This is a genomic window from Microbacterium sediminis (assembly GCF_004564075.1).
Classification (GTDB): domain Bacteria; phylum Actinomycetota; class Actinomycetes; order Actinomycetales; family Microbacteriaceae; genus Microbacterium; species Microbacterium sediminis.
This window is the reverse complement of sequence record NZ_CP038256.1, coordinates 920,758-940,932: the sequence shown is the minus strand read 5'-3', so window position 1 is coordinate 940,932 and position 20,175 is coordinate 920,758. Positions and strand designations below refer to the sequence as shown.

14 protein-coding genes are annotated in these 20,175 nt (G+C 73.0%); 9 read left to right on the top strand and 5 right to left on the bottom strand.

All coding sequences use genetic code 11. From position 1 onward, the window contains the following. Positions 1-95 precede the first annotated feature (95 nt). The 3 genes from E3O41_RS04475 to E3O41_RS04465 all read left to right on the top strand — a co-directional run bounded on the left by E3O41_RS04475 (position 96) and on the right by E3O41_RS04465 (position 4,193). On the top strand, positions 96-842 hold the full coding sequence (locus E3O41_RS04475) for a sulfite exporter TauE/SafE family protein (RefSeq protein WP_067025914.1): 747 nt from the start codon (positions 96-98) through the stop codon (positions 840-842). 123 nt (positions 843-965) lie between these two features. Further along, positions 966-3,176: an NADP-dependent isocitrate dehydrogenase gene (locus E3O41_RS04470; RefSeq protein WP_067025912.1), complete on the top strand. Its 2,211-nt coding sequence runs from the start codon at positions 966-968 to the stop codon at positions 3,174-3,176. Positions 3,177-3,251: 75 nt separating this feature from the next. Then, positions 3,252-4,193 (top strand): quinone oxidoreductase family protein, encoded by a 942-nt coding sequence (locus E3O41_RS04465; protein WP_067025910.1) that lies wholly within the window; start codon positions 3,252-3,254, stop codon positions 4,191-4,193. Here E3O41_RS04465 and E3O41_RS04460 read toward each other — a convergent pair whose 3' ends face one another. Both E3O41_RS04460 and E3O41_RS04455 read right to left on the bottom strand, forming a co-directional pair. Beyond that, positions 4,194-4,961, bottom strand: a complete 768-nt coding sequence (locus E3O41_RS04460; protein WP_067025908.1) for a hypothetical protein — start codon at positions 4,959-4,961, stop codon at positions 4,194-4,196. Between the two features lie 24 nt (positions 4,962-4,985). After that, on the bottom strand, positions 4,986-5,876 hold the full coding sequence (locus tag E3O41_RS04455; protein ID WP_067025906.1) for a LysR family transcriptional regulator: 891 nt from the start codon (positions 5,874-5,876) through the stop codon (positions 4,986-4,988). Positions 5,877-5,980: 104 nt separating this feature from the next. On the opposite strand from E3O41_RS04455, the gene E3O41_RS04450 reads away from it, so the two are divergent. The 4 genes from E3O41_RS04450 (at position 5,981) to E3O41_RS04435 (ending at position 12,819) form a co-directional block, all read left to right on the top strand. After that, positions 5,981-9,415 carry a bifunctional proline dehydrogenase/L-glutamate gamma-semialdehyde dehydrogenase gene (locus E3O41_RS04450; protein ID WP_067025904.1) on the top strand — a complete coding sequence of 1,145 codons (3,435 nt, stop codon included), beginning with the start codon at positions 5,981-5,983 and terminating at the stop codon, positions 9,413-9,415. Positions 9,416-9,509: 94 nt separating this feature from the next. Next, on the top strand, positions 9,510-10,832 hold the full coding sequence (locus E3O41_RS04445; protein ID WP_205631751.1) for an O-acetylhomoserine aminocarboxypropyltransferase/cysteine synthase family protein: 1,323 nt from the start codon (positions 9,510-9,512) through the stop codon (positions 10,830-10,832). 29 nt (positions 10,833-10,861) lie between these two features. Continuing rightward, positions 10,862-11,893 (top strand): Gfo/Idh/MocA family protein, encoded by a 1,032-nt coding sequence (locus E3O41_RS04440; RefSeq protein ID WP_135012066.1) that lies wholly within the window; start codon positions 10,862-10,864, stop codon positions 11,891-11,893. Positions 11,894-11,937: 44 nt separating this feature from the next. Then, the gene (locus E3O41_RS04435) at positions 11,938-12,819 is read left to right on the top strand and encodes an NYN domain-containing protein (protein WP_067026042.1); all 882 of its coding nucleotides are present in this window, start codon (positions 11,938-11,940) and stop codon (positions 12,817-12,819) included. Here E3O41_RS04435 and E3O41_RS04430 read toward each other — a convergent pair whose 3' ends face one another. The 3 genes from E3O41_RS04430 to E3O41_RS04420 all read right to left on the bottom strand — a co-directional run bounded on the left by E3O41_RS04430 (position 12,820) and on the right by E3O41_RS04420 (position 18,272). Next, entirely contained in the window at positions 12,820-14,445 is a 1,626-nt protein-coding gene (locus tag E3O41_RS04430) for an FAD-binding protein (RefSeq protein WP_135012064.1), read from the bottom strand. A gap of 240 nt (positions 14,446-14,685) precedes the next feature. Then, positions 14,686-15,654, bottom strand: a complete 969-nt coding sequence (locus E3O41_RS04425) for a nucleoside hydrolase (protein WP_135012062.1) — start codon at positions 15,652-15,654, stop codon at positions 14,686-14,688. A 113-nt stretch (positions 15,655-15,767) separates the two neighbouring features. Then, a complete protein-coding gene (locus tag E3O41_RS04420; RefSeq protein WP_067025896.1) occupies positions 15,768-18,272 on the bottom strand; it encodes an ATP-dependent Clp protease ATP-binding subunit in 2,505 nt (834 codons plus the stop codon). A 175-nt stretch (positions 18,273-18,447) separates the two neighbouring features. Here E3O41_RS04420 and E3O41_RS04415 point away from each other — a divergent pair, with 175 nt between their 5' ends. After that, on the top strand, positions 18,448-18,813 hold the full coding sequence (locus E3O41_RS04415; RefSeq protein ID WP_067025894.1) for a PadR family transcriptional regulator: 366 nt from the start codon (positions 18,448-18,450) through the stop codon (positions 18,811-18,813). Continuing rightward, positions 18,813-20,171 (top strand): permease prefix domain 1-containing protein, encoded by a 1,359-nt coding sequence (locus E3O41_RS04410; RefSeq protein ID WP_067026040.1) that lies wholly within the window; start codon positions 18,813-18,815, stop codon positions 20,169-20,171. The genes E3O41_RS04415 and E3O41_RS04410 overlap by 1 nt, the downstream gene beginning before the upstream one ends. Positions 20,172-20,175: the final 4 nt, after the last annotated feature.

Sequence of the window (20,175 nt, the reverse complement as noted above, 5' to 3'; positions counted from 1 at the left end):
GCGCTGCCTGCAGGGCGACCTCCCCGGCTCGTCCGGCGACCACGACCTTCCCGCGGCGCGCCCGGTGACCGGTTGCACCCGCCTAGGCTGGCGGGGTGTCTGCCGGAGTCGTCGTCGCGATCGTGGCGGCGGTGCTCGTGGGCACGGTGCTGCAGCGCGTCGCCGGCATGGGCGTGGGGCTCGTGGTCGCCCCCGTGCTGGCAATCGCGCTGGGCCCGGTGGTGGGCGTGTTCGTGACGAATGCGACGACGATCGTCTCCGGCGTGCTGATCATGCTGTCGGTGATCGCCCGCGTGCAGTGGCGGCAGTACCTCCTGTTCGTCCCCGGCGTGATCGTCGGGGCGGTGCCGGCCGCGCTGCTCGTCGGGATGATGGACGGTGCCTGGCTGAGCATCCTCATCGGCTCGGTCGTGCTCGCGGCGCTCGCGCTCACGCTGGCGACGCCCCGGCTGCCGCACGTGCGCACCCCCGCACTCTCGCTCGCGACGGGCCTGGTCGGCGGCTTCCTCAACACCGCGTCCGGCGTGGCCGCGCCGGCGATGGCGATCCACGCGCGCCTGACGCGCTGGGATCAGTCGGGTTTCGCCGCCACCCTGCAGCCGACGTTTGCGACCATGGGCATCGTGTCGGTCGGCGCGAAGCTGGCCACCGGCACCACGACGCTCGCCCAGCTGCCGCCGCCGTGGATCTTCCCCGTCATCGTCGCCACCGTGCTGTGCGGCGTGGGCCTGGGCGCGTGGCTCGCCCGCCGGGTGCCGCCGCGCGTCGCCCGCGCCGCGGCGTTCACGATCGCGGGTGCGGGCGCGGTATCGGCGATCGTGCGCGGGATCGCCCAGCTGTAGCCGCGCGAGTTGCCCCTCGCGCGGGCGACCGGAAGGATGGGTGAGGGTCCGCGGACCCGCCTCAGGTATCTTGATATCGAGATAAATTACCCGGCACATTCCCGATCACTGGAGCGCCACCGCATGTCGAAGATCATCTACACCCACACCGATGAGGCGCCGCTGCTGGCGACGTACTCGCTGCTGCCGATCATCGCAGGCTTCGCCAAGAAGGCGGGTGTGGAGTTCGAGACCCGCGACATCTCGCTCGCGGGCCGCATCCTGGCGCAGTTCCCGGAGCGCCTCTCCGACGAGCAGCGCGTCGGCGACGCCCTCGCGGAGCTCGGCGAGATGGCCCTCGAGCCGACCGCCAACATCATCAAGCTCCCCAACATCTCGGCATCGGTGCCGCAGCTGAAGGCGGCGATCGAGGAGCTGCAGGCCCTCGGCTACGACGTGCCGGACCTGCCCGAGGACCCGCAGACCGAGGACGAGAAGGACATCGCCGCCCGCTACGACAAGGTCAAGGGCTCGGCCGTCAACCCCGTGCTCCGCCAGGGCAACAGCGACCGCCGCGCGCCCGGCGCGGTGAAGGCCTATGCGAAGGCCCACCCGCACTCGATGGGCGCCTGGAGCGCCGACTCGAAGACCCGCGTCGCGACCATGGGCAAGGACGACTTCTTCTCCAACGAGAAGTCCTTCGTCTCGCCCGCCGCCGACACGCTGCGCATCGAGCACGTGGCCGAGGACGGCACCGTCACCGTGCTCAAGGAGTCGCTGCCCGTCCTCGAGGGCGAGGTGATCGACGCCACGTTCATGAACGCCGCCGCGCTCGACGCGTTCCTCGCCGAGGCGGTCGCCCAGGCTCAGGCCGAGGGCGTGCTGTTCTCCGCACACCTCAAGGCCACGATGATGAAGGTCAGCGACCCGATCCTCTTCGGCCACATCGTGCGCGCCTACTTCGCGCCGGTGTTCGAGAAGTTCGGAGCCGAGCTCGAGGCCGCCGGCCTCTCGGCGAACGACGGCCTCGGCTCGATCTTCGAGGGCCTCGCCGGGCTGCCCAACGGCGCCGCCATCAAGGCCGCGTTCGAGGACCGCCTCGCCGAGGGCCCCGCCCTCGCGATGGTCAACAGCGACAAGGGCATCACCAACCTGCACGTGCCCAGCGACGTGATCGTCGACGCCTCGATGCCGGCGATGATCCGCTCGGGCGGGCACATGTGGGGCCCGGACGGCAAGGAGGCGGACACCCTCGCCGTGATCCCGGACTCGTCGTACGCCGGCGTCTACCAGACCGTGATCGACGACTGCAAGGCCAACGGCGCCCTCGACCCGGCGACCATGGGCACCGTTCCCAACGTCGGCCTCATGGCGCAGGCGGCCGAGGAGTACGGCTCGCACAACAAGACGTTCGAGATCGCCGCGCCCGGCACCGTGCGCATCGTCAACGCCGCCGGCGAGGTCGTGCTCAGCCACGAGGTGAGCACCGGCGACATCTGGCGCGCCTGCCAGACCAAGGACGCCCCGATCAAGGACTGGGTCAAGCTCGCCGTCACGCGCGCCCGCCTGTCGGACACCCCCGCGGTGTTCTGGCTCGACGAGAAGCGCGCCCACGACGCGAACCTCATCGCCAAGGTGAAGGAGTACCTGCCCGAGCTCGACGCAGACGGCCTCGACATCCGGATCATGGCGCCGGCGGAGGCGACGAAGTTCTCGCTGGACCGCCTGCGCCAGGGCCTCGACACCATCTCGGTGACGGGCAACGTGCTGCGCGACTACAACACCGACCTGTTCCCGATCCTCGAGGTCGGCACGTCGGCGAAGATGCTCTCGATCGTCCCGCTCATGGCCGGCGGCGGCCTGTTCGAGACGGGCGCCGGCGGATCGGCGCCGAAGCACGTGCAGCAGCTGGTCGAGGAGAACTACCTGCGCTGGGACTCGCTCGGCGAGTTCTTCGCGCTGGCCGCCTCATTCGAGCACCTCGCGCAGAGCGAGGGCAACGCGAAGGCCCAGGTCCTCGCCGACACCCTCGACGCCGCCACGGGCACGTTCCTCGAGCAGGACCGCTCCCCCGGCCGCAAGCTCGGCACGATCGACAACCGCGGCTCGCACTTCTACCTCGCCCTGTACTGGGCGCAGGAGCTGGCGAAGCAGACCGCCGACGCCGAGCTGGCCGCGGCCTTCGCGCCGCTGGCCGAGAAGCTCGCCGCCGAGGAGCAGACGATCGTCGACGAGCTCATCGCCGTCCAGGGCAAGCCCGCCGACATCGGCGGCTACTACCGCCCCGACGCCGAGAAGACCTCGGCCGTGATGCGCCCGTCGGCGACCTTCAACGCCGCCATCGACGCGCTGTAAGCGCCGTCGCCCGATCGGCCCGTCCTCGTCTCGAGGGCGGGCCGATCCGCGTCCGGGCGTCCTAAGCTCGGACTCATGGCTCGTGCAGTGCAGTACAGCGAACTCGGCGGTCCTGAGGTCCTTCGCGTGGCGGAGGTCCCCGATCCCGTCGCCGGCCCCGGTCAGGTCACCGTCCGCGTGGAGGCCGCCGGCGTGAACCCCATCGACACCAAGCTGCGGGCGGGGATCCGCCCCTCGCCGCCGTTCACGGAGCCGCGGGGCACCGGCGCCGACGGCGCCGGGCACGTCACGAGCGTCGGCGAGGGCGTCGACGGGTTCCGCGTGGGCGATCCGGTCGTCTTCCGCGGGGCCGAGGGCGCCTACGCGACCGACATCGCCATCGATGCCGACAAGCTGACCTTCCGGCCGGCGGGCGTGACGGCGGCGCAGGGCGCCGGCATCCCGATCCCGTGGGGCACCGCCTACCAGGCGCTGCGCTCGCTCGCCGTGCGCGCCGACGACACGCTGCTCATCCACGGCGGCTCCGGCTCGGTGGGTCAGGCCGCGATCCAGTTCGCCGCGCTGTGGGGGGCTCGCGTCATCGCCACGACGAGCGCCGAACGCGCCGATCGCGTCGCCGGTCTCGGCGCCGAGCCGCTCGCCTACGGGCCGGGCCTGATCGACGCGGTGCGCTCCCTCGCGCCCGACGGCGTGACGGTGATCCTGGACTGCGCCGGCACCGACGAGGCGCTCGCCCAGTCGCTCGAGCTGCTCGCGGACCGCACCCGCATCGCCACGATCGTGGCCGGGCCGAAGGCCGGCGACCTCGGCATCCGCGCCTTCGGCGGCGGGTCGCCGCACCCCCTGACGCCGCAGCAGAACCAGCTGCGCGCCGAGGCCGTGCCGATCGCTCTGGCGATGCTCGCGGCGGGCCGGTTCAGCATCGAGCTCGGACGCAGCTTCCGACTCGACGAGGCCGCCGACGCCCACCGCGCCGTCGAGGCGGGCGCGCCGGGCAAGCTCGTCGTCGTGCCCTGATCAGCTCCCCGCCGGCGTCTCGGTCGGCGCGGGCGGGTCGAACCGCCAGACCTTGACGACGTCGCCGTCGAGCTGGAACCGCAGGAACGTGCCCGAGCGGACGTCCTCCAGCTCACCCGACGACCATCCGTACGGGCTCTCGCCGACCCAGACCTCGGCGATCACGGCGGCGCCGTCGGGGGCGCAGCGCGAGTCCCCGAAGGCGGCCGTGCCGCCGCCCTCGTCGACGAAGTCGTAGTACACGTGCAGGCACGTGGATCCGGCCTGCGTCGTGGAGCTGACGTCGATGCCGTGATAGAGCTCGAACACCGTGGCATCGCCGAAGCCCCCGAACACCGTCGCCGCGCGCCCCTCGGGCTCGATCGCCAGGATCGCGTCGGGCGCGGCGCCGGCCGTGATCGCCGCGCCCACGCCGCCCGCCAGGGCGACGCCCGCGAGCGCACCCACGGCGGCGATCACCGCCGGACGACGCCACCAGCCCCGCGCGGGGGCCTCCACCTCCGCCGCCGCCGGCCGGGCGTCGCCCGCGGGCTCGGGCCGCGCCGGCGCCCCGGGCGACGACGGCTCGGGCTCGGACGGCGGCGCGGGGGCCGCCACCGGTGCCACGGTCACGGGCGCCTCGGTCGGGGCGGTCGCCAGCGCGGCCGAGCGTGCGGCCCGGGCCCGCTCCTGCAGCTCCCGCAGCCGCGCGGCCCCGGCCGCATCGATGTCGGCGTCCGGCCCGTAGGCGCGCGCCTGGAGCTGCGCGAGCTCGGCGTCCTCATCCACGCGCTCATTCAAGCGCACCCGGGCTCACCGCGCCGCGATCGCCTCGCGCAGCGCGGCGCGCACCGCGCGCACGCCGGGGCTCGCCGCCGACGACTCGCGCGCCGTCGTGAAGATCTCGCGATCGGGCGCGCCCGGCAGATCGAGCGTGCGCACCGCGTCCTCGTCGCCCACGAGGGCGAGGCCGGGCAGCATCCCCACCGCGTGCCCCGCGGCGATGAAGCGGATGTGGGCGAGCAGGTCGTCGGCCTCGAAGCGCACGTCCGGCTCGAACCCCGCGGCGCGGCACTGCTGCACGGCCCAGGCGCGCGCCGCCGTGCCCTCGGGCTCCATGATCCACGACCGGTCGCGCGCGTCGGCGAGGGTGCGGACGTCGTCGCCGGGAGCGGTCGCGAGCCGGATCGCGTCGTGCCAGAGCAGCTGCCGATCCAGCCCGACCCGCCGCTCGCGGGTGTGCCCGGGGTACTGCTCGGCGATCACGAGATCGTACCCGCGCGCCTCGAGCTCGAACAGCGCGTGCTCGGGCGGCACGACCGCCACCTCCACGCGCAGCGCGGGGTGCGACGCCGCGAGGATCTCGAGCATGCGTGGCACGATCGCTCGGCCGACGGTCTGGATGCTCGCCACGCGCACCCGGGTCATCGCCGTCACCTCGGGCTCCAGCCGGCCGCGGACGTCCTCCTCCAGCGCCATCACCCGGGCCGCGTGGGCCGCGATCAGCTCCCCGTTCGCGGTCAGCCGGACGCGCCGCCCCTCGGGCTGCAGCAGCGCGGTGCCGACCTCGCGCTCCAGCTGGGCGAGCTGCTGCGACACGGTCGACGGGCTGTACCCCAGCGCGGCCGCCACGGCGGTGATCGTCTCGCGCAGCTGCAGCTCGCGCAGCAGCTGCAGCCGGCGCATGTTCCAGCCCTCGCGCATCGTTCGATCGTAGCGAAAGGATCCGTTCGGCAAGTGGTGCTTTTTTCACACGATCGCGCACGCGACGATGTAGCGTCCCCCTCCGCCCGAACCGAGGAGCCCGGATGACGATCGCGTCGCCCGTCCCCCACCCGCAGCCCGAGTCGTCGCCCGCACGCATCGACGCGGATCTCGCAGCCGAGGCCATCGCGCTCGTGCGCACCTGGCTCGAGGAGGCCCGCACCGAGAAGGTCGACGCGTCGGCCAGGAACCTCGCCGGCGTGCTGCGCGATCCGAACGGCCTCGCCTTCACCGTCGGCTTCGTCGACGGCGTCGTGCGCCCCGAGGACACGCGCGTGGCCGCCCACGCCCTCACCGAGCTCGTCCCCCTCATCCCCCGCTTCCTGCCGGCTCCCCTGCGCGCCCTCATCCGCCTGGGCGCCCTGTTCGCGCCCGCGCTCCCCGGCGTCGTCGTGCCCGCCAGCCGTGCCGTGCTGCGCCGCATGGTGCGCCACCTCATCGTCGACGCGCGCGACGAGAAGCTCGGCGCCGCGCTCGAGCGGATCCAGGGCGACGGCACCCGACTGAACGTCAACCTGCTCGGCGAGGCGATCCTCGGCCGCGAGGAGGCCGCCCGGCGCCTCGCCAGCACGGCGCGCCTGCTGGAGCGCGACGACGTCGACTACGTGTCGATCAAGGTCTCGTCCACCGTGGCGCCGCACAGCCCGTGGGCGTTCGACGAGGCCGTGGCCGATGCCGTCGAGGCCCTGCTGCCGCTGTACGAGACGGCCCGCCGCGGCGGGAAGTTCATCAACCTCGACATGGAGGAGTACAAGGACCTCGACCTGACGATCGCGGTCTTCACGACGATCCTCGATCGCCCGGAGTTCCTCGGCCTGGAGGCCGGCATCGTGCTGCAGGCCTACCTGCCCGACGCGCTGGGGGCGATGATGCGCCTGCAGGAGTGGTCGGCCGCGCGCGTGGCCCGCGGCGGCGCGCCCATCAAGGTCCGCGTGGTCAAGGGCGCGAACCTGCCCATGGAGCAGGTCGACGCCGAGGCCCACGGCTGGCCGCTGGCGACCTGGGAGTCGAAGCAGGCCACGGACGCCTCGTACAAGGCCGTGCTCGACTACGCCCTGCACCCGGAGCGCGTCGCGCACGTCAAGATCGGCGTCGCGGGGCACAACCTGTTCGACATCGCCCTCGCGCACCTGCTCGCCCAGCGCCGCGGCGCCACCGCGGGCGTCGAGTTCGAGATGCTGCTCGGCATGGCCACCGCGCAGGCCGCGGTCGTGCGCCGCCACGTCGGCTCGCTGCTGCTGTACACGCCCGTCGTGCACCCCGACGAGTTCGACGTGGCGATCGCGTACCTGATCCGCCGCCTCGAGGAGGGCGCGAGCCAGGACAACTTCATGTCGGCCGTCTTCGACCTCGACACGAACCCCGCGCTGTTCGAGCGCGAGAAGGACCGCTTCCTGCGCTCGGTAGCGGCGATCCCCACCGAGGTGCCGGCACCCCGCCGTGTGCAGAACCGGCAGCTGCCGGCTCCGGCGGCGCCCACGGATCGGTTCGAGAACACGCCGGACACCGATCCGGCGCTGGCGCCCAACCGCGAGTGGGCCGCGGGCATCCGCGCGCGCATGGCGTCGTCGACCCTCGGCGTCGACACCCTCGCGGCGCGCCGGATCGGCACCGCCACCGAACTCGACGAGACGATCGCGGGCGCCGTGAGCGCGGCGGCCGCCTGGCGCGACCTCGGCTCCGACGGACGCGCCGCGATCCTGCACCGCGCCGGCGACGTGCTCGAGGCGCGCCGGGCGGAGCTGCTGGAGGTGATGGGCGCGGAGGCCGGCAAGGTCATCGAGCAGGGCGACCCCGAGGTGTCGGAGGCGATCGACTTCGCGCACTACTACGCCGAGAGCGCCCGGGCGCTGGCGGGCGTGGACGGCGCCGCGTTCGAGCCGGTCGACCTCACGGTGGTGACGCCGCCGTGGAACTTCCCCGTCGCGATCCCCGCGGGATCCACGCTCGCCGCCCTGGCGGCTGGCTCCGCCGTGATCCTCAAGCCCGCGAGCCAGTCCGCCCGCTGCGGTGCCGTGCTCGCCGAGGCGCTGTGGGAGGCCGGCGTGCCGCGCGAGGTGCTGCGCCTGGTGACCCTCGCCGACCGCGCCCTCGGCGCGCAGCTCGTCGCCGACGAGCGGGTGGGCCGCGTCATCCTCACCGGCGGCTACGAGACCGCCGAGCTGTTCCGATCCTTCCGCCGCGACCTGCCGCTGCTGGCCGAGACGAGCGGCAAGAACGCGATCATCGTCACCCCGTCGGCCGATCTCGACCTCGCGGCGAAGGACGTCGCGTACTCGGCGTTCGGCCACGCGGGCCAGAAGTGCTCGGCCGCGTCGCTCGTGATCCTCGTGGGCACCGCCGGCACGAGCGAGCGCTTCCGGCGTCAGCTGCTCGACGCGGTCAGCGGCTACGAGGTCGGCGCCCCGTGGGAGGGTCCGTCGCGCATCGGCCCGCTCATCGGCCCCGCCGAGGGCAAGCTCCTCCGTGCGCTCACGGCCCTCGAGCCCGGGCAGAGCTGGCTGCTCGAGCCCGAGAGGCTCGACGAGGCCGGTGCGATGTGGCGCCCCGGCATCCGCGACGGCGTGCGCCCCGGCTCGGAGTTCCATCTCACGGAGTACTTCGGCCCCGTACTCGGGATCATGACGGCGGCGACGCTCGACGAGGCGATCGACCTCGTCAACGCCATCGAGTACGGCCTCACCTCGGGCCTGCATTCGCTCGACGAGGCCGAGGTCGCCCGCTGGCTCGAGCGGATCGAGGCCGGCAACGCCTACGTCAACCGCGGCACCACCGGTGCGATCGTGCAGCGCCAGCCGTTCGGCGGCTGGAAGAGGTCGGCGGTCGGCGCCGGCACGAAGGCGGGCGGTCCGAGCTACCTGTTCGGCCTGGGCACCTGGCGTGACGCCCCCGTGACCGCGGCGGGCGCGCTCGACGCCGCCGCGCGCGCGGCGCTGGCCGCCTGCGACGACGCGTGGCTCGCGGCCGCGCTGGCCGCCGATGTCGCGGCGTTCGCCGACGAGTTCGGCGTCGCGCGCGACGTGCAGGGCCTCGCGCTCGAGCAGAACGTGCTCCGCTACGCGCCCGTGCCGGTCACGATCCGGGTCGAGGACGCGCCCGCACGTGAGATCGTCCGCGTGGCCGCCGCCGGCGCCCGCGCCGGCTCGGCCCTCACGGTCAGCTCGGCCGCCGCGCTCGAGCCCGCCGTTGCCGCCTACCTCGCCTCCGTCGGCGCCGCCGCGATGGTGGAGGACGCCGTCGCCTGGGCGGAGCGCCTGCGCGGGCTGACCGCCACGGGGGGACGCGTGCGCCTGCTCGGCGCCTCGCGCGCGGCCGTGGCCGAGGCGACGGACGGCGCCCCCAACGTCGCGGTCTACGACGGCCCCGTCGTCTCGGCCGGCCGCGTGGAGATGCTGACCTTCCTGCGCGAGCAGGCGGTGTCGATCACCGCGCACCGGTTCGGCAACCCGCGCCGCTACGAGGTGCCGCCGCTGGTGTGAGCCGTCGCGAAACGGGGTCCGGCGCATGCCGGGCCCCGTTTCGCCGTGTGACGGAGCGTTCGGCCGGCGCGCGGCGATCCCTCAAGATGGAGGGATGACGCACGACTCGCCCGCCCTGCCCGAAGGCTTCGTCACCGCCCAGCTCGGCGCCGGGTACGAGCCGGGCGCCGTCGCGCAGCAGACGGTCGCGGTGCCGATCCATCAGTCGTCGGCCTACCAGTTCCGCTCGCTCCGCGAGGCGCGCGAGCGCTTCGCCCTGCGCGAGAAGGGCTTCATCTACAGCCGCAACGCGCACCCGACCCAGGCCGTGCTCGAGCAGCGGGTGGCCGCGCTCGAGGGCGGCGTTGCGGCGGCGGCGGTCGGCTCCGGCCAGGCCGCGACGGCCGTGGCGACGCTCGCCCTGGCGGGGCGCGGCGGCCACATCGTCGCCGCCCACCAGCTCTACGGCGGCACCGTCGATCTGTTCCACGACACCTTCGCCGACCTCGGGATCGACGTGACCTTCGTCGATCAGGACGACCTCGACGCCTGGCGCGCGGCGGTGCGCCCCACCACGCGCGCCTTCTTCGCGGAGAGCGTCGCCAACCCGGTGGCCCAGGTGCTCGACATGCGCGCCGTCGCCGACATCGCACACGAGGCCGGCGTGCCCCTCGTCATCGACAACACCGTGGCCACCCCGGCGCTGCTGCGCCCGCGGGAGTTCGGCGCCGACATCGTGGTGCACTCCGCCACGAAGTTCCTCGGCGGCCACGGCACCTCGCTCGGCGGCGTCGTCGTGGATCTCGGCACGTTCGACTTCTCGGCCTCGCCCGAGAAGTGGCCCGCCCTCAGCGAGCCGCATCACCGCTTCGGCGGGGTGCCGCTGTGGGACGCGTTCGGCCGCGAGGCGGCGTTCATCACGCTCATCAAGTCGAAGTACGTCGGCGACCTCGGCCCGGCCCTGTCCCCGTTCAACGCGTTCCAGATCATCGAGGGTGTCGAGACGCTCAACCTCCGCGTCGATCGCCACGCCGCCTCCGGCCTCGCCGTCGCCGCGTTCCTCGAGAGCCACCCGGCGGTCGCCGCCGTGCACCACCCCGGCCTGGCGTCCAACCGCTGGCACGGGCTCGCCGAGCGGTACCTCCCCCGCGGCGTGCCGTCGGTGTTCGCCTTCGACCTCGCCGCCACCGGCGACGACGAGGCGGACTACGCGCGCGCCGAGAAGGTCATCGACGCGCTGCGCGTGATCCGACTCGTGGCCAACATCGGCGACGCCCGGTCGCTCGCCTGTCATCCCGCCACGATGACGCACAACCACATGACGCGCGATCAGCTCACGGCCGCCGGCATCTCCTTCGCGACGATCCGCCTGTCGATCGGCCTCGAGGACCCGTCCGAGCTCATCGCCGACCTCGCCCGGGCCCTCGACGCCCTCTGACGCACCGCGCGACCGCGTAGGCTCGGGGCATGACTGGACTTCGCTGGGGAATCCTCGCCACGGGCGGCATCTCGCGGGCGTTCGCGGGCGATCTGCGACAGGCCGGCCTCGATCTGCGCGCCGTCGGCTCGCGCACCGCGGCGAGCGCCGACGCGTTCGCGCGCGACTTCGAGGTGGACAACGTGCACGCCTCGTACGAGGCGCTCGTGGGCGATCCGGACGTCGACATCATCTACGTCGGCACGCCGCACCCGATGCACTTCGAGGCGGCCAAGCTCGCCCTCGAGAACGGCAAGCACGCGCTCGTCGAGAAGGCCTTCACTGTCAACCGCGCCGAGGCCGCCGCCCTGCGCGATCTGGCGGCCGAGAAGGGCCTGCTGGTCATGGAGGCGATGTGGACGCGCTGGCTGCCGCACATGGTGCGCGTCCGCGAGCTGCTCGCCGCCGGCGCCCTCGGCGACATTCGCGCCGTGCACGCCGACCACACCCAGAAGCTGCCCTCCGACCCCGCGCACCGCCTCAACGCGCTCGCGCTCGGCGGCGGCGCGCTGCTGGACCTGGGCATCTACCCCATCTCGTTCGTGTGGGACGTGCTCGGCGCCCCCACGCGCATCACCGCGACCGCACGCCTGGGCGAGACCGGTGCCGACACCGAGGTCGCGACGATCATGACCCACGGCGACGGCGCGCTCTCCACAACGCTGTCGTCCTCGCGCGCGGCCGGCCCGACGACCGCGCACATCATCGGCACCGAGGCGCGCATCGACATCGACCGCGCCTTCTACCGCCCGACCACCTTCCGGCTGCGCGCCCCCGACGGCACGGTGCTCGAGACCTACGAGTCGCGCGTGCAGGGCCGCGGCATGCAGTACGAGGCGCTGGCCGCCGAGAAGCTGGTGGCGGAGGGCAACCTCGCCGGCGACATCCTGCCGATCGACCAGACGGTCGAGATCATGGGCGCCCTCGACGAGATCCGCCGGCAGATCGGCCTCGTCTACCCCACCGAGCCGGACGGGATCCCCGCACGCGATGCACGGAGCGACCGAGGGGAGTCGAAGTGAGCGACTCCCGCGTCGCGGTCTACCTGGACTTCGACAACATCGTGATGAGCTGGTACGACCGCGTCCACGGGCGCAACGCGTACTCCAAGGACCGCGCGCGCATCGCCGAGGATCCGACCGATCCGGAGGTCGCCGAGAAGCTGCGGCTGGCGACCATCGACGTCGGCGCGATCATCGACTACGCCGCCTCGTTCGGCACGCTCGTGCTCACGCGCGCCTACGCGGACTGGTCCTCGCCGGTCAACGCCGTGTACCGGCAGCAGCTCGTCGCCCGCGCGGTCGACCTCGTGCAGCTGTTCCCGGCGGCCGCGTACGCCAAGAACGGCGCGGACATCCGCCTGGCCGTCGACACGGTGGAGGACATGTTCCGCCTGCCCGATCTCACCCACGTGGTGATCGTCGGCGGCGACAGCGACTACGTCCCCCTCGCCCAGCGCTGCCGCCGCCTCGGCCGCTACGTGATCGGCGTGGGCGTGGCCGGATCGACCGCGAAGTCGCTCGCGGCCGCGTGCGACGAGTTCGAGGCCTACGACTCCCTGCCCGGCGTGACGCGCCCGGAGCGGCCCAAGCCCGCCGTCGCCGCGGAGCCCGAGGTCCCCGCCGACGTCGAGCCGACCGCGCCCAGCAAGCCCCGCCGGCGCCGCAAGAAGGCCGTCGAGGAGGATCCGGAGGCCGAGCCCGAGGTCGACCCGCAGGATGCCGCCACCCACCTGCTGCGCCGCGCGCTCGAGCTGGGCCAGGGCAAGAGCGACGACGCCGAGTGGCTGCACAGCTCGGCGGTGAAGCAGCACATGCGCCGCATGGATCCGTCGTTCAGCGAGAAGGCGCTGGGGTTCCGGTCGTTCAACGACTTCGTGAAGTCGCGCGGCGACATCGCCGAGCTCGAGGAGACCGGCCACGAGCGCCTCGTGCGCCTGAAGGACTGATCAGCCGCGCGCCATCGTGCGGGCGGCGATGAGCCCGAACACCGACGCAGGTCCGATCGTCGACCCCGGCCCCGGGTAGGTGCGTCCCATCACCGCGGCCGAGACGTTGCCGGCGGCGTAGAGCCCCTCGATCACCGTGCCGTCCTCGCGCAGTGCCCGGGCGTGGGTGTCGGTGACCACGCCGCCCTTCGTGCCGAGGTCGCCCACCACCATCTCGTACGCCGTGAACGGCCCCTTCTCCAGCGGCCCCAGGCAGGGGTTCGGCCGCACCGTGGGGTCGCCGTAGTACCGGTCGTACGCCGAGTCGCCGCGGTGGAAGTCCTGGTCCTTGCCCGATCGCGCGAAGCCGTTGAAGCGGTCCACCGTCTCGCGCAGCACCGCGGTATCCATGCCGATCCGCGGCGCCAGCTCCTCGATCGTGTCGGCGGTGACGCGGATCCCCTCGGCCGTCATCGCCTTGTTCACCCGCGGATCCACGGCGAAGGTGCGCAGGTAGCGGCGGGCATAGCGCGCATCGCCGATCTGCCAGAACCGGCCGCCGCGGTCATGCTCGAGCATGTGGTGGCCGAGGTCGACGTACGACTCCGCCTCGTTCGCGAACCGCCGGCCCTGCGCATCGACGATGAGCTGGTACGGCAGCGCGCGCTCGCCCACCATGAACCCGGCCGACCCGCCCCGGATCGGCTTCACCGCGGCGCCCCACCACGCGTCGTCCATGAGCTCGAACGCGGCGCCGACCTCGCGCGCCAGCTCGTGCCCTTGCCCGAGCCCGCCGGGGTTGCCCGCCGGGTTGCCCGCGATGCCGTGGTAGCGCAAGCGCCACTCCCTGTGGTGATCGAAGCCGCCCGAGGCGAGCATGACCCCGCGCCGCGCCCGCACGATCACCGTCGCGCCCTCGCGCTCCACCTCCACGCCGACCACCCGGTCGCCCTCGGTGATCAGCCGCCGCGCCGGGCTCGAGAGCCACAGCGGCACCTTCCCCTGCACGAACACCGCGTGGCCGAGCGACGCCGTGAGCGATCCGCCGATCCCCGTCAGCCGCTTGCCCCGCACGAGGCCGCCGAGCACGCGGAAGGCGAACCGCACGCCGCGGAGGAACCCGTCGAACGTCACCCACGAGCGCTGCAGCTGCCACAGGTCGTCGGTGAGCATCGGCAGCGGCATCGACACGCGCTGCGTCCGGGCGAGCTCGCCGAGGCGCTTGGCGTCGAACGGCCGTGACTCGAGCGCCCGACCGATCTTGCCGCCGGGGAGCTCCGGGTAGTAGTCGGGGTAGTCCTTCGAACGCAGGAACCGCACGCCGTACCGCTCGGCCGTGGTGACGTAGTCATCGACGCCGTCCACGAACGCGGCGCGCCGCTCCGGCGATGCCGATCGCTCGCCGTCGCCGACCGTGCGAGCGAGGTACTCCAGCGCCTCCTCGCGCGAGTCACCGACCCCATCCCGCCGCATCAGCGGGTTGTTCGGCAGCCACAGGCCGCCTCCCGACATGCCCGTGCTGCCCGCCCAACGCTCCGTGCTCTCGATGACGAGCACGCTCAGGCCCTCGTCGATCGCTCCCAGCGCGGTCGCGAGCCCGGCGGCCCCCGAGCCGACCACGACGACGTCGAACTCCTGCGATTCCATCGGATCCTCCTCTTCCGGACGACGTTGTCCGGTTGATGCCGATGCTAGGCCCCGCGCGGTGTGCGCGCCAGGGCTCGACGCCGTGTTGCACGGCGCGCTCCGGAGGCGTCATGTCGCCCGCCGTGGCTTCTGACAGTCGAGAGCCGGCGGAGGATTCGCCGCTCGCCAAGCGCCTGCTGATCGGCGCACCCCTCACCAACGAAGAGCTCGAGGGTCAGGCCGCGTGACCCGCGGGTGCCGTCAGCGGGCGACCGCGGGCACCGCGGCGTCGGCGAGCAGCCCGACCATCCGGTCGGTGAAGCCCGGCTCGGTCGCCAGCACCACACGGTGGCGCGCGCCGTCCACCGCGGGCCAGCCCCGGTGCATCGAGCGCAGGTCGGCGCTCGTGCGCCCGCGGTTCGGGCCGTGCGTCGTGTCGATCTCGATCGGCACCACCGGCGCGAGCGACACGGTCGCGAGGCCCGCCGCGATGCCCACGGCGAGCGCATCGTGGTTGCCGGCGCAGCGGCGGCCGGTCTCGCCGCGATAGAAGTCGTAGTAGAAGTCGAGGATGCGCGCGCAGTAGCGCCCGATCTCTCCCCCGGCCGCGAGCGCGCCGAGGTGGTGCTCCTCGAGCATGTCGCGCATCGTCACGTCGAGCCCGACGAACGTGCAGGTCCACGCGGCCTCGACCACGCGCTGGGCGGCCTCGGGATCGTGCCAGATGTTCGCCTCCGCCGCCGCGGTGATGTTGCCGGGCGCGAGGAAGTTGCCGCCCATGATCGTGACCTCGCGGATCCGCTCGGGCAGGGTGGGGTCGGCCTCGAGCGCGGCGGCGAGGTTCGTGAGCGGGCCGACCGCGACGAGGTGCAGCCCGCCGGGGCGCTCGTGGCTCAGGCGCAGGATCAGCTCCACGGCGGTCTCGTCGGCGAGGGCCGGCACGAACGAGGTGTCGGCGTGACCGCCCTGGCCGTCCTCGCCGTGCACCTCGGTCGAGAAGGTGGCGGTGCGTCCGTCCGACGGTCCCTCGGCGCCGCGCGCCACGGGCACATCCGAGCGCCCGGCCATGTCGAGCACGAACGCGGTGTTGCGCGCCGCCGTGTCGACGTCCACGTTGCCCCACGTGGTGGTACACGCGACGAGCTCGATCTCGGGCGAGAGCGCGGCGGTGAGGATGGCGAGGGCGTCGTCCACCCCGGTGTCGACGTCGAGGATGATGCTGGTGGTCACCGGGAGAGTCTAGTTTCCGCGAGACAGCATGTTCGCGCCGAGACGGTGGCGTCCGGCCACCGTCTCGGCGCGATGTTGCTGTCTCGGCGCGGGATTGCCGTCTCGCTGGCCCGTCAGGCCGGGACGAGCGCGTCGGCCGTGACGACGAGCGCGCCGTCCCGCGCGTCGAGCCGCACGCGGCCGCCGTCGGTCAGCTCGCCCGACACGAACAGATCGGCGATGCGGTCGTCGACCTCGCGCTGGATGAGCCGGCGCAGCGGCCGGGCGCCGTACTCGGGCTCGTAGCCGTGCTGGGCCAGCCACTCGATCGCCGCGTCCGATACCTCGAGCGACACCTCGCGCGCGGACAGCCGGTTCCGCGTGGCGCCGAGCAGCAGGTCCACGATGCGGCGCAGCTGCTCGCGGTCGAGCTTGCGGAACAGCACGATCTCGTCGATCCGGTTCAGGAACTCGGGGCGCATCGCCTCACGCAGCCGCCCCATCACGCGGTCGTGCAGGTCCTTCTCGTCGTACTCGGAGCCGCTCGCCGAGAACCCGATCGCACCCCCGCGCGCGGCGAGGAACTCCGAACCGAGGTTCGAGGTCATCACCACCACGGTGTTGCGGAAGTCGACGGTGCGGCCCTGGCCGTCGGTCAGGCGCCCGTCGTCGAGCACCTGCAGCAGCAGGTTGAACACGTCGGGGTGGGCCTTCTCGATCTCGTCGAAGAGCACGATCGAGTACGGGTTGCGGCGCACGCGCTCGGTGAGCTGTCCGGCCTCGTCGTAGCCGACGTATCCCGGAGGGGCGCCGACCAGCCGCGCGACCGTGTGACGCTCGCCGAACTCGCTCATGTCGAAGCGCACGATCGCGCCCTCGTCGTCGAACAGGCTCTGGGCGAGCGCCTTGGCGAGCTCGGTCTTGCCCACGCCGGTGGGGCCGAGGAAGAGGAACGAGCCGACCGGGCGGCGCGCATCGCCCATCCCGGTGCGGCTGCGGCGCACGGCCCGGGCGACCGCCCGCACGGCGTCGTCCTGCCCGATGACGCGCGCGTGCAGCTCGTCCTCGAGGGTCGCCAGGCGCTCGCGCTCGCTCTCGGTCAGGCGGTTCACCGGGATGCCGGTGGCGCGGCTGACGACCGCCGCGATCTCCGGCTCGTCGACCACGGCCTCGGCGGGCGTGCCCGAGGCGGTGGCCTCGTCGATCCGCCGCTGCGTCTCGACGATCTCGTCGCGCAGGCGCGAGGCCTCCTCGTAGCGCTCCGCCGCCACCGCGGCGTTCTTCTCCGACTCCAGGGCGGCCAGCCGCTCCATCAGGGCCGTCGTGTCCACCGGCGCCCCCAGCCGGAGCCGCAGCCGGGCGCCGGCCTGGTCGATGAGGTCGATGGCCTTGTCGGGCAGCACGCGCTCGGTCAGGTAGCGGTCGCCGAGCTCGACCGCGGCGCGCAGGGCGTCGTCGGTGAATCGCACGCCGTGGTGCTCCTCGTACGCCGGCCGCAGGCCGCGCAGGATCTCCACGGCGTCGGCGATCGAGGGCTCCCCCACCCGCACGGGCTGGAAGCGGCGCTCGAGCGCGGCGTCCTTCTCGATCGTGCGGTACTCCTTGAGGGTCGTGGCGCCCACGAGGTGCAGCTCGCCGCGAGCCAGCCGGGGCTTGAGGATGTTGCCCGCGTCCATCGATCCGTCGCCGCCGCCACCGGCGCCGACCACGGTGTGGATCTCGTCGAGGAAGAGGATCAGCTCGCCCCGCTGCTCGACGACCTCGTCGATCGTCTTCGTCAGGCGCTCCTCGAAGTCGCCGCGGTAGCGGGTCCCCGCGAGCATGGCGGGCAGGTCGAGGGCGACGACGCGCTTGTCCTTGAGCTGGTCGGGCACCTCGCCGGCCACGATCGCGCGCGCCAGTCCCTCGACGATCGCCGTCTTGCCGACGCCCGCCTCACCCACGAGGACGGGGTTGTTCTTGGTGCGACGCGAGAGGATCTCGATGGTCTGCTCGATCTCGTCGGCGCGGCCGATCACGGGGTCCAGCAGCCCGTCGCGCGCGCGGGCCGTGAGGTCGGTGCCGTACCTCTCGAGCATCGACCCGCCCTGCGGCTCCGGTTCGCCGGCGCCCTCCGCCGCCACCGTCTCGCGCGCGCCCTGCGTGAGGGCCTCGGGCGTCACGCCCGACTGGGCGAGGACGTGTCCGGCGGGCGAGTCCTGCGCCAGCACGAGCGCGAAGAACACGTGCTCGGGGTCGATGTAGGTGGCCCCCGCGGAGCGGGCGACCTGGTAGGCGTGGAACATCGCGCGCTGCACCGCGGCGGTGATCACCGTCTCGGCCGTCTGCACAGGGGCGCCCGCCTGCGGCAGGCGCTGCTCCGTCTCGTCGCGCAGGGCGGCGGGGTCGGCGCCCACGCGGCGCACGGCCTGCATCACCGTGTCGTCGTCGAGCAGGACGCGCAGCACGTGCAGCACGTCCATCTCGACCTGGCCGCGCCCGTGCGCGAAGGCGCCGGCGCGCTGCAGCAGCTCCTGGGTGCGGGCGCTGAGGAAGCGGCTGAGGTCGATGGAACGCGCGGAGCGGGCACGCTCGCCCTGCAGATAGCGGGCGAGAAACTCGTCGAACGCTCCGAGACCGTCCTGAGGGAAGTCGGGCATTCTTCGTCCTCCAAACTTGAGCGGTGCATCATCAACTTTAGAAGTTGAGTGCAGGTGTATCAAGTTGAACGGCCACACGTCACGGCCTATTCCCAGCGCCGCGAGGCTCGCGTTGATACCTAGAGGCGCTAGGTTTCTTTTACCTAGAACCACAAGGGATGATCGGAGGCGCGCGATGCGCATCGACAAGGACCTGGTGGCGGCCTCCGCCACCCCACTCGTGCTCGCGATCCTCGCGGACGGCGAGCTCTACGGCTACGCGATCCTCAAGCGCGTCAGCGAGCTGTCGGGCGGGCGCATGGAGTGGACCGACGGCATGCTTTACCCCCTGCTGCACCGGCTGGAGCGCGGCGGTCTGCTGCGCGCCACGTGGGGCACCTCGGATTCCGGCCGGCGCCGCAAGCACTATGCCATCACCGACGCGGGGCGGGCGCAGCTGGCCGAGCGACGCGCGCAGTGGGAGGTCGTCGCCGACGTCATGACGCAGGTCTGGCACTCGCGCCCCGCGCTGCCGGGCGGCGCGACGGAGGCGTGGGCGTGATGCGCGCCGAGGTGGAGGCGCAGGTCGCCCAGTGGCGCGGCTATCTGCAGCGTCATCAGGCGATCGCCGCGGCCGATCTCGACGAGCTCGAGGATCACCTGCGCGCGCAGATCGACGACCTCGCGGCGGCGGGACTGGCCGACGACGAGGCCTTCCTCGTCGCGATCAAGCGCATGGGCGGCAGCGACGCGATCTCGCGCGAGTTCGCCCGCGAGCACACCGAGCGCATGTGGAAGCAGCTCACCGTCACCGAGGACGAGCCCGCGGCGCGCCGCTGGGAGCCGGCCGTCGCGATCGGGCTGGGCGCGGGAGCCGGGATCTCGGTGGTCGTGCTCATCCTGCTGTTCTCGTGGGGCGGCCCCTTCGGCAGCATCGCCGCGAACAACGCCCTCTTCCGCACCCTGCCGACTGTGGTGTTCGCCTTCCTCGCGGCGTACTTCGCGTGGAAGCGCCACGCCGCCGCGCGCACCGTCCTGGCCCTCGGTGCGGTGTTCGCCCTGCTCCTGGCCGCCCAGGTCCTCATGCCGTTCCCCGAGTCCCTCGGCACGACCGAGGTGCTCACGGTCATCCACCTCCCGGTCGCGGCCTGGGGCCTGGTCGGGCTCGCGTACGCGGGCGGCCGCTGGCGCGATCACGCGGCGCGCATGGATCTGGTGCGCTTCACCGGCGAGTTCGCCGTGTACTACGTGCTCCTCGCCCTGGGCGGCGGGGTGCTGATCGGGCTCACCGGGGCCGTGCTCTCGCTGGCCGGCACGGATCCGAGCGTCGCCGTCGGCTGGATCCTGCGGATCTGCATCCCCGGCGCCGTGCTCGTGGCCGCATGGCTCGTCGAGGCCAAGCAGAACGTGATCGAGAACATCGTGCCGGTGCTCACCCGGGTCTTCACGCCGCTGTCGACGCTCGCGCTGCTGTGGATGCTCGTCGTCCTCGCCACCGCCGGATCGCTGGCGCTCGTCGATCGCGACCTGCTCATCCTCATGGACGGCGTGCTCATCCTCGTCCTGGCCCTGACGCTGTACACGATCTCGGCGCGCGACGCCCTCGCCCCGCCGGCATCGTTCGACGCCCTGCAGCTCGGCATGCTCGCGGTGGCGATCGCGGTCGACCTGCTGGCCCTCGCCGCCATGGTCACCCGGATCGCCGAGTGGGGACTCAGTGCGAACAAGACCGCCGCCGTGGGGTTGAACGTGCTGCTGCTCGTCCACCTCGCGTGGCAGGCCTGGCTGACGCTGCGGTTCCTGCGCCGCCGCGGCGGTTTCGCCGCGCTCGAGCGCTGGCAGACGTCGTTCCTGCCGGTGTACGCGATCTGGGCGGCGGTCGTCGCGCTGGCCTTCCCGTTCCTCTTCGGGTTCGCGTGAGCGG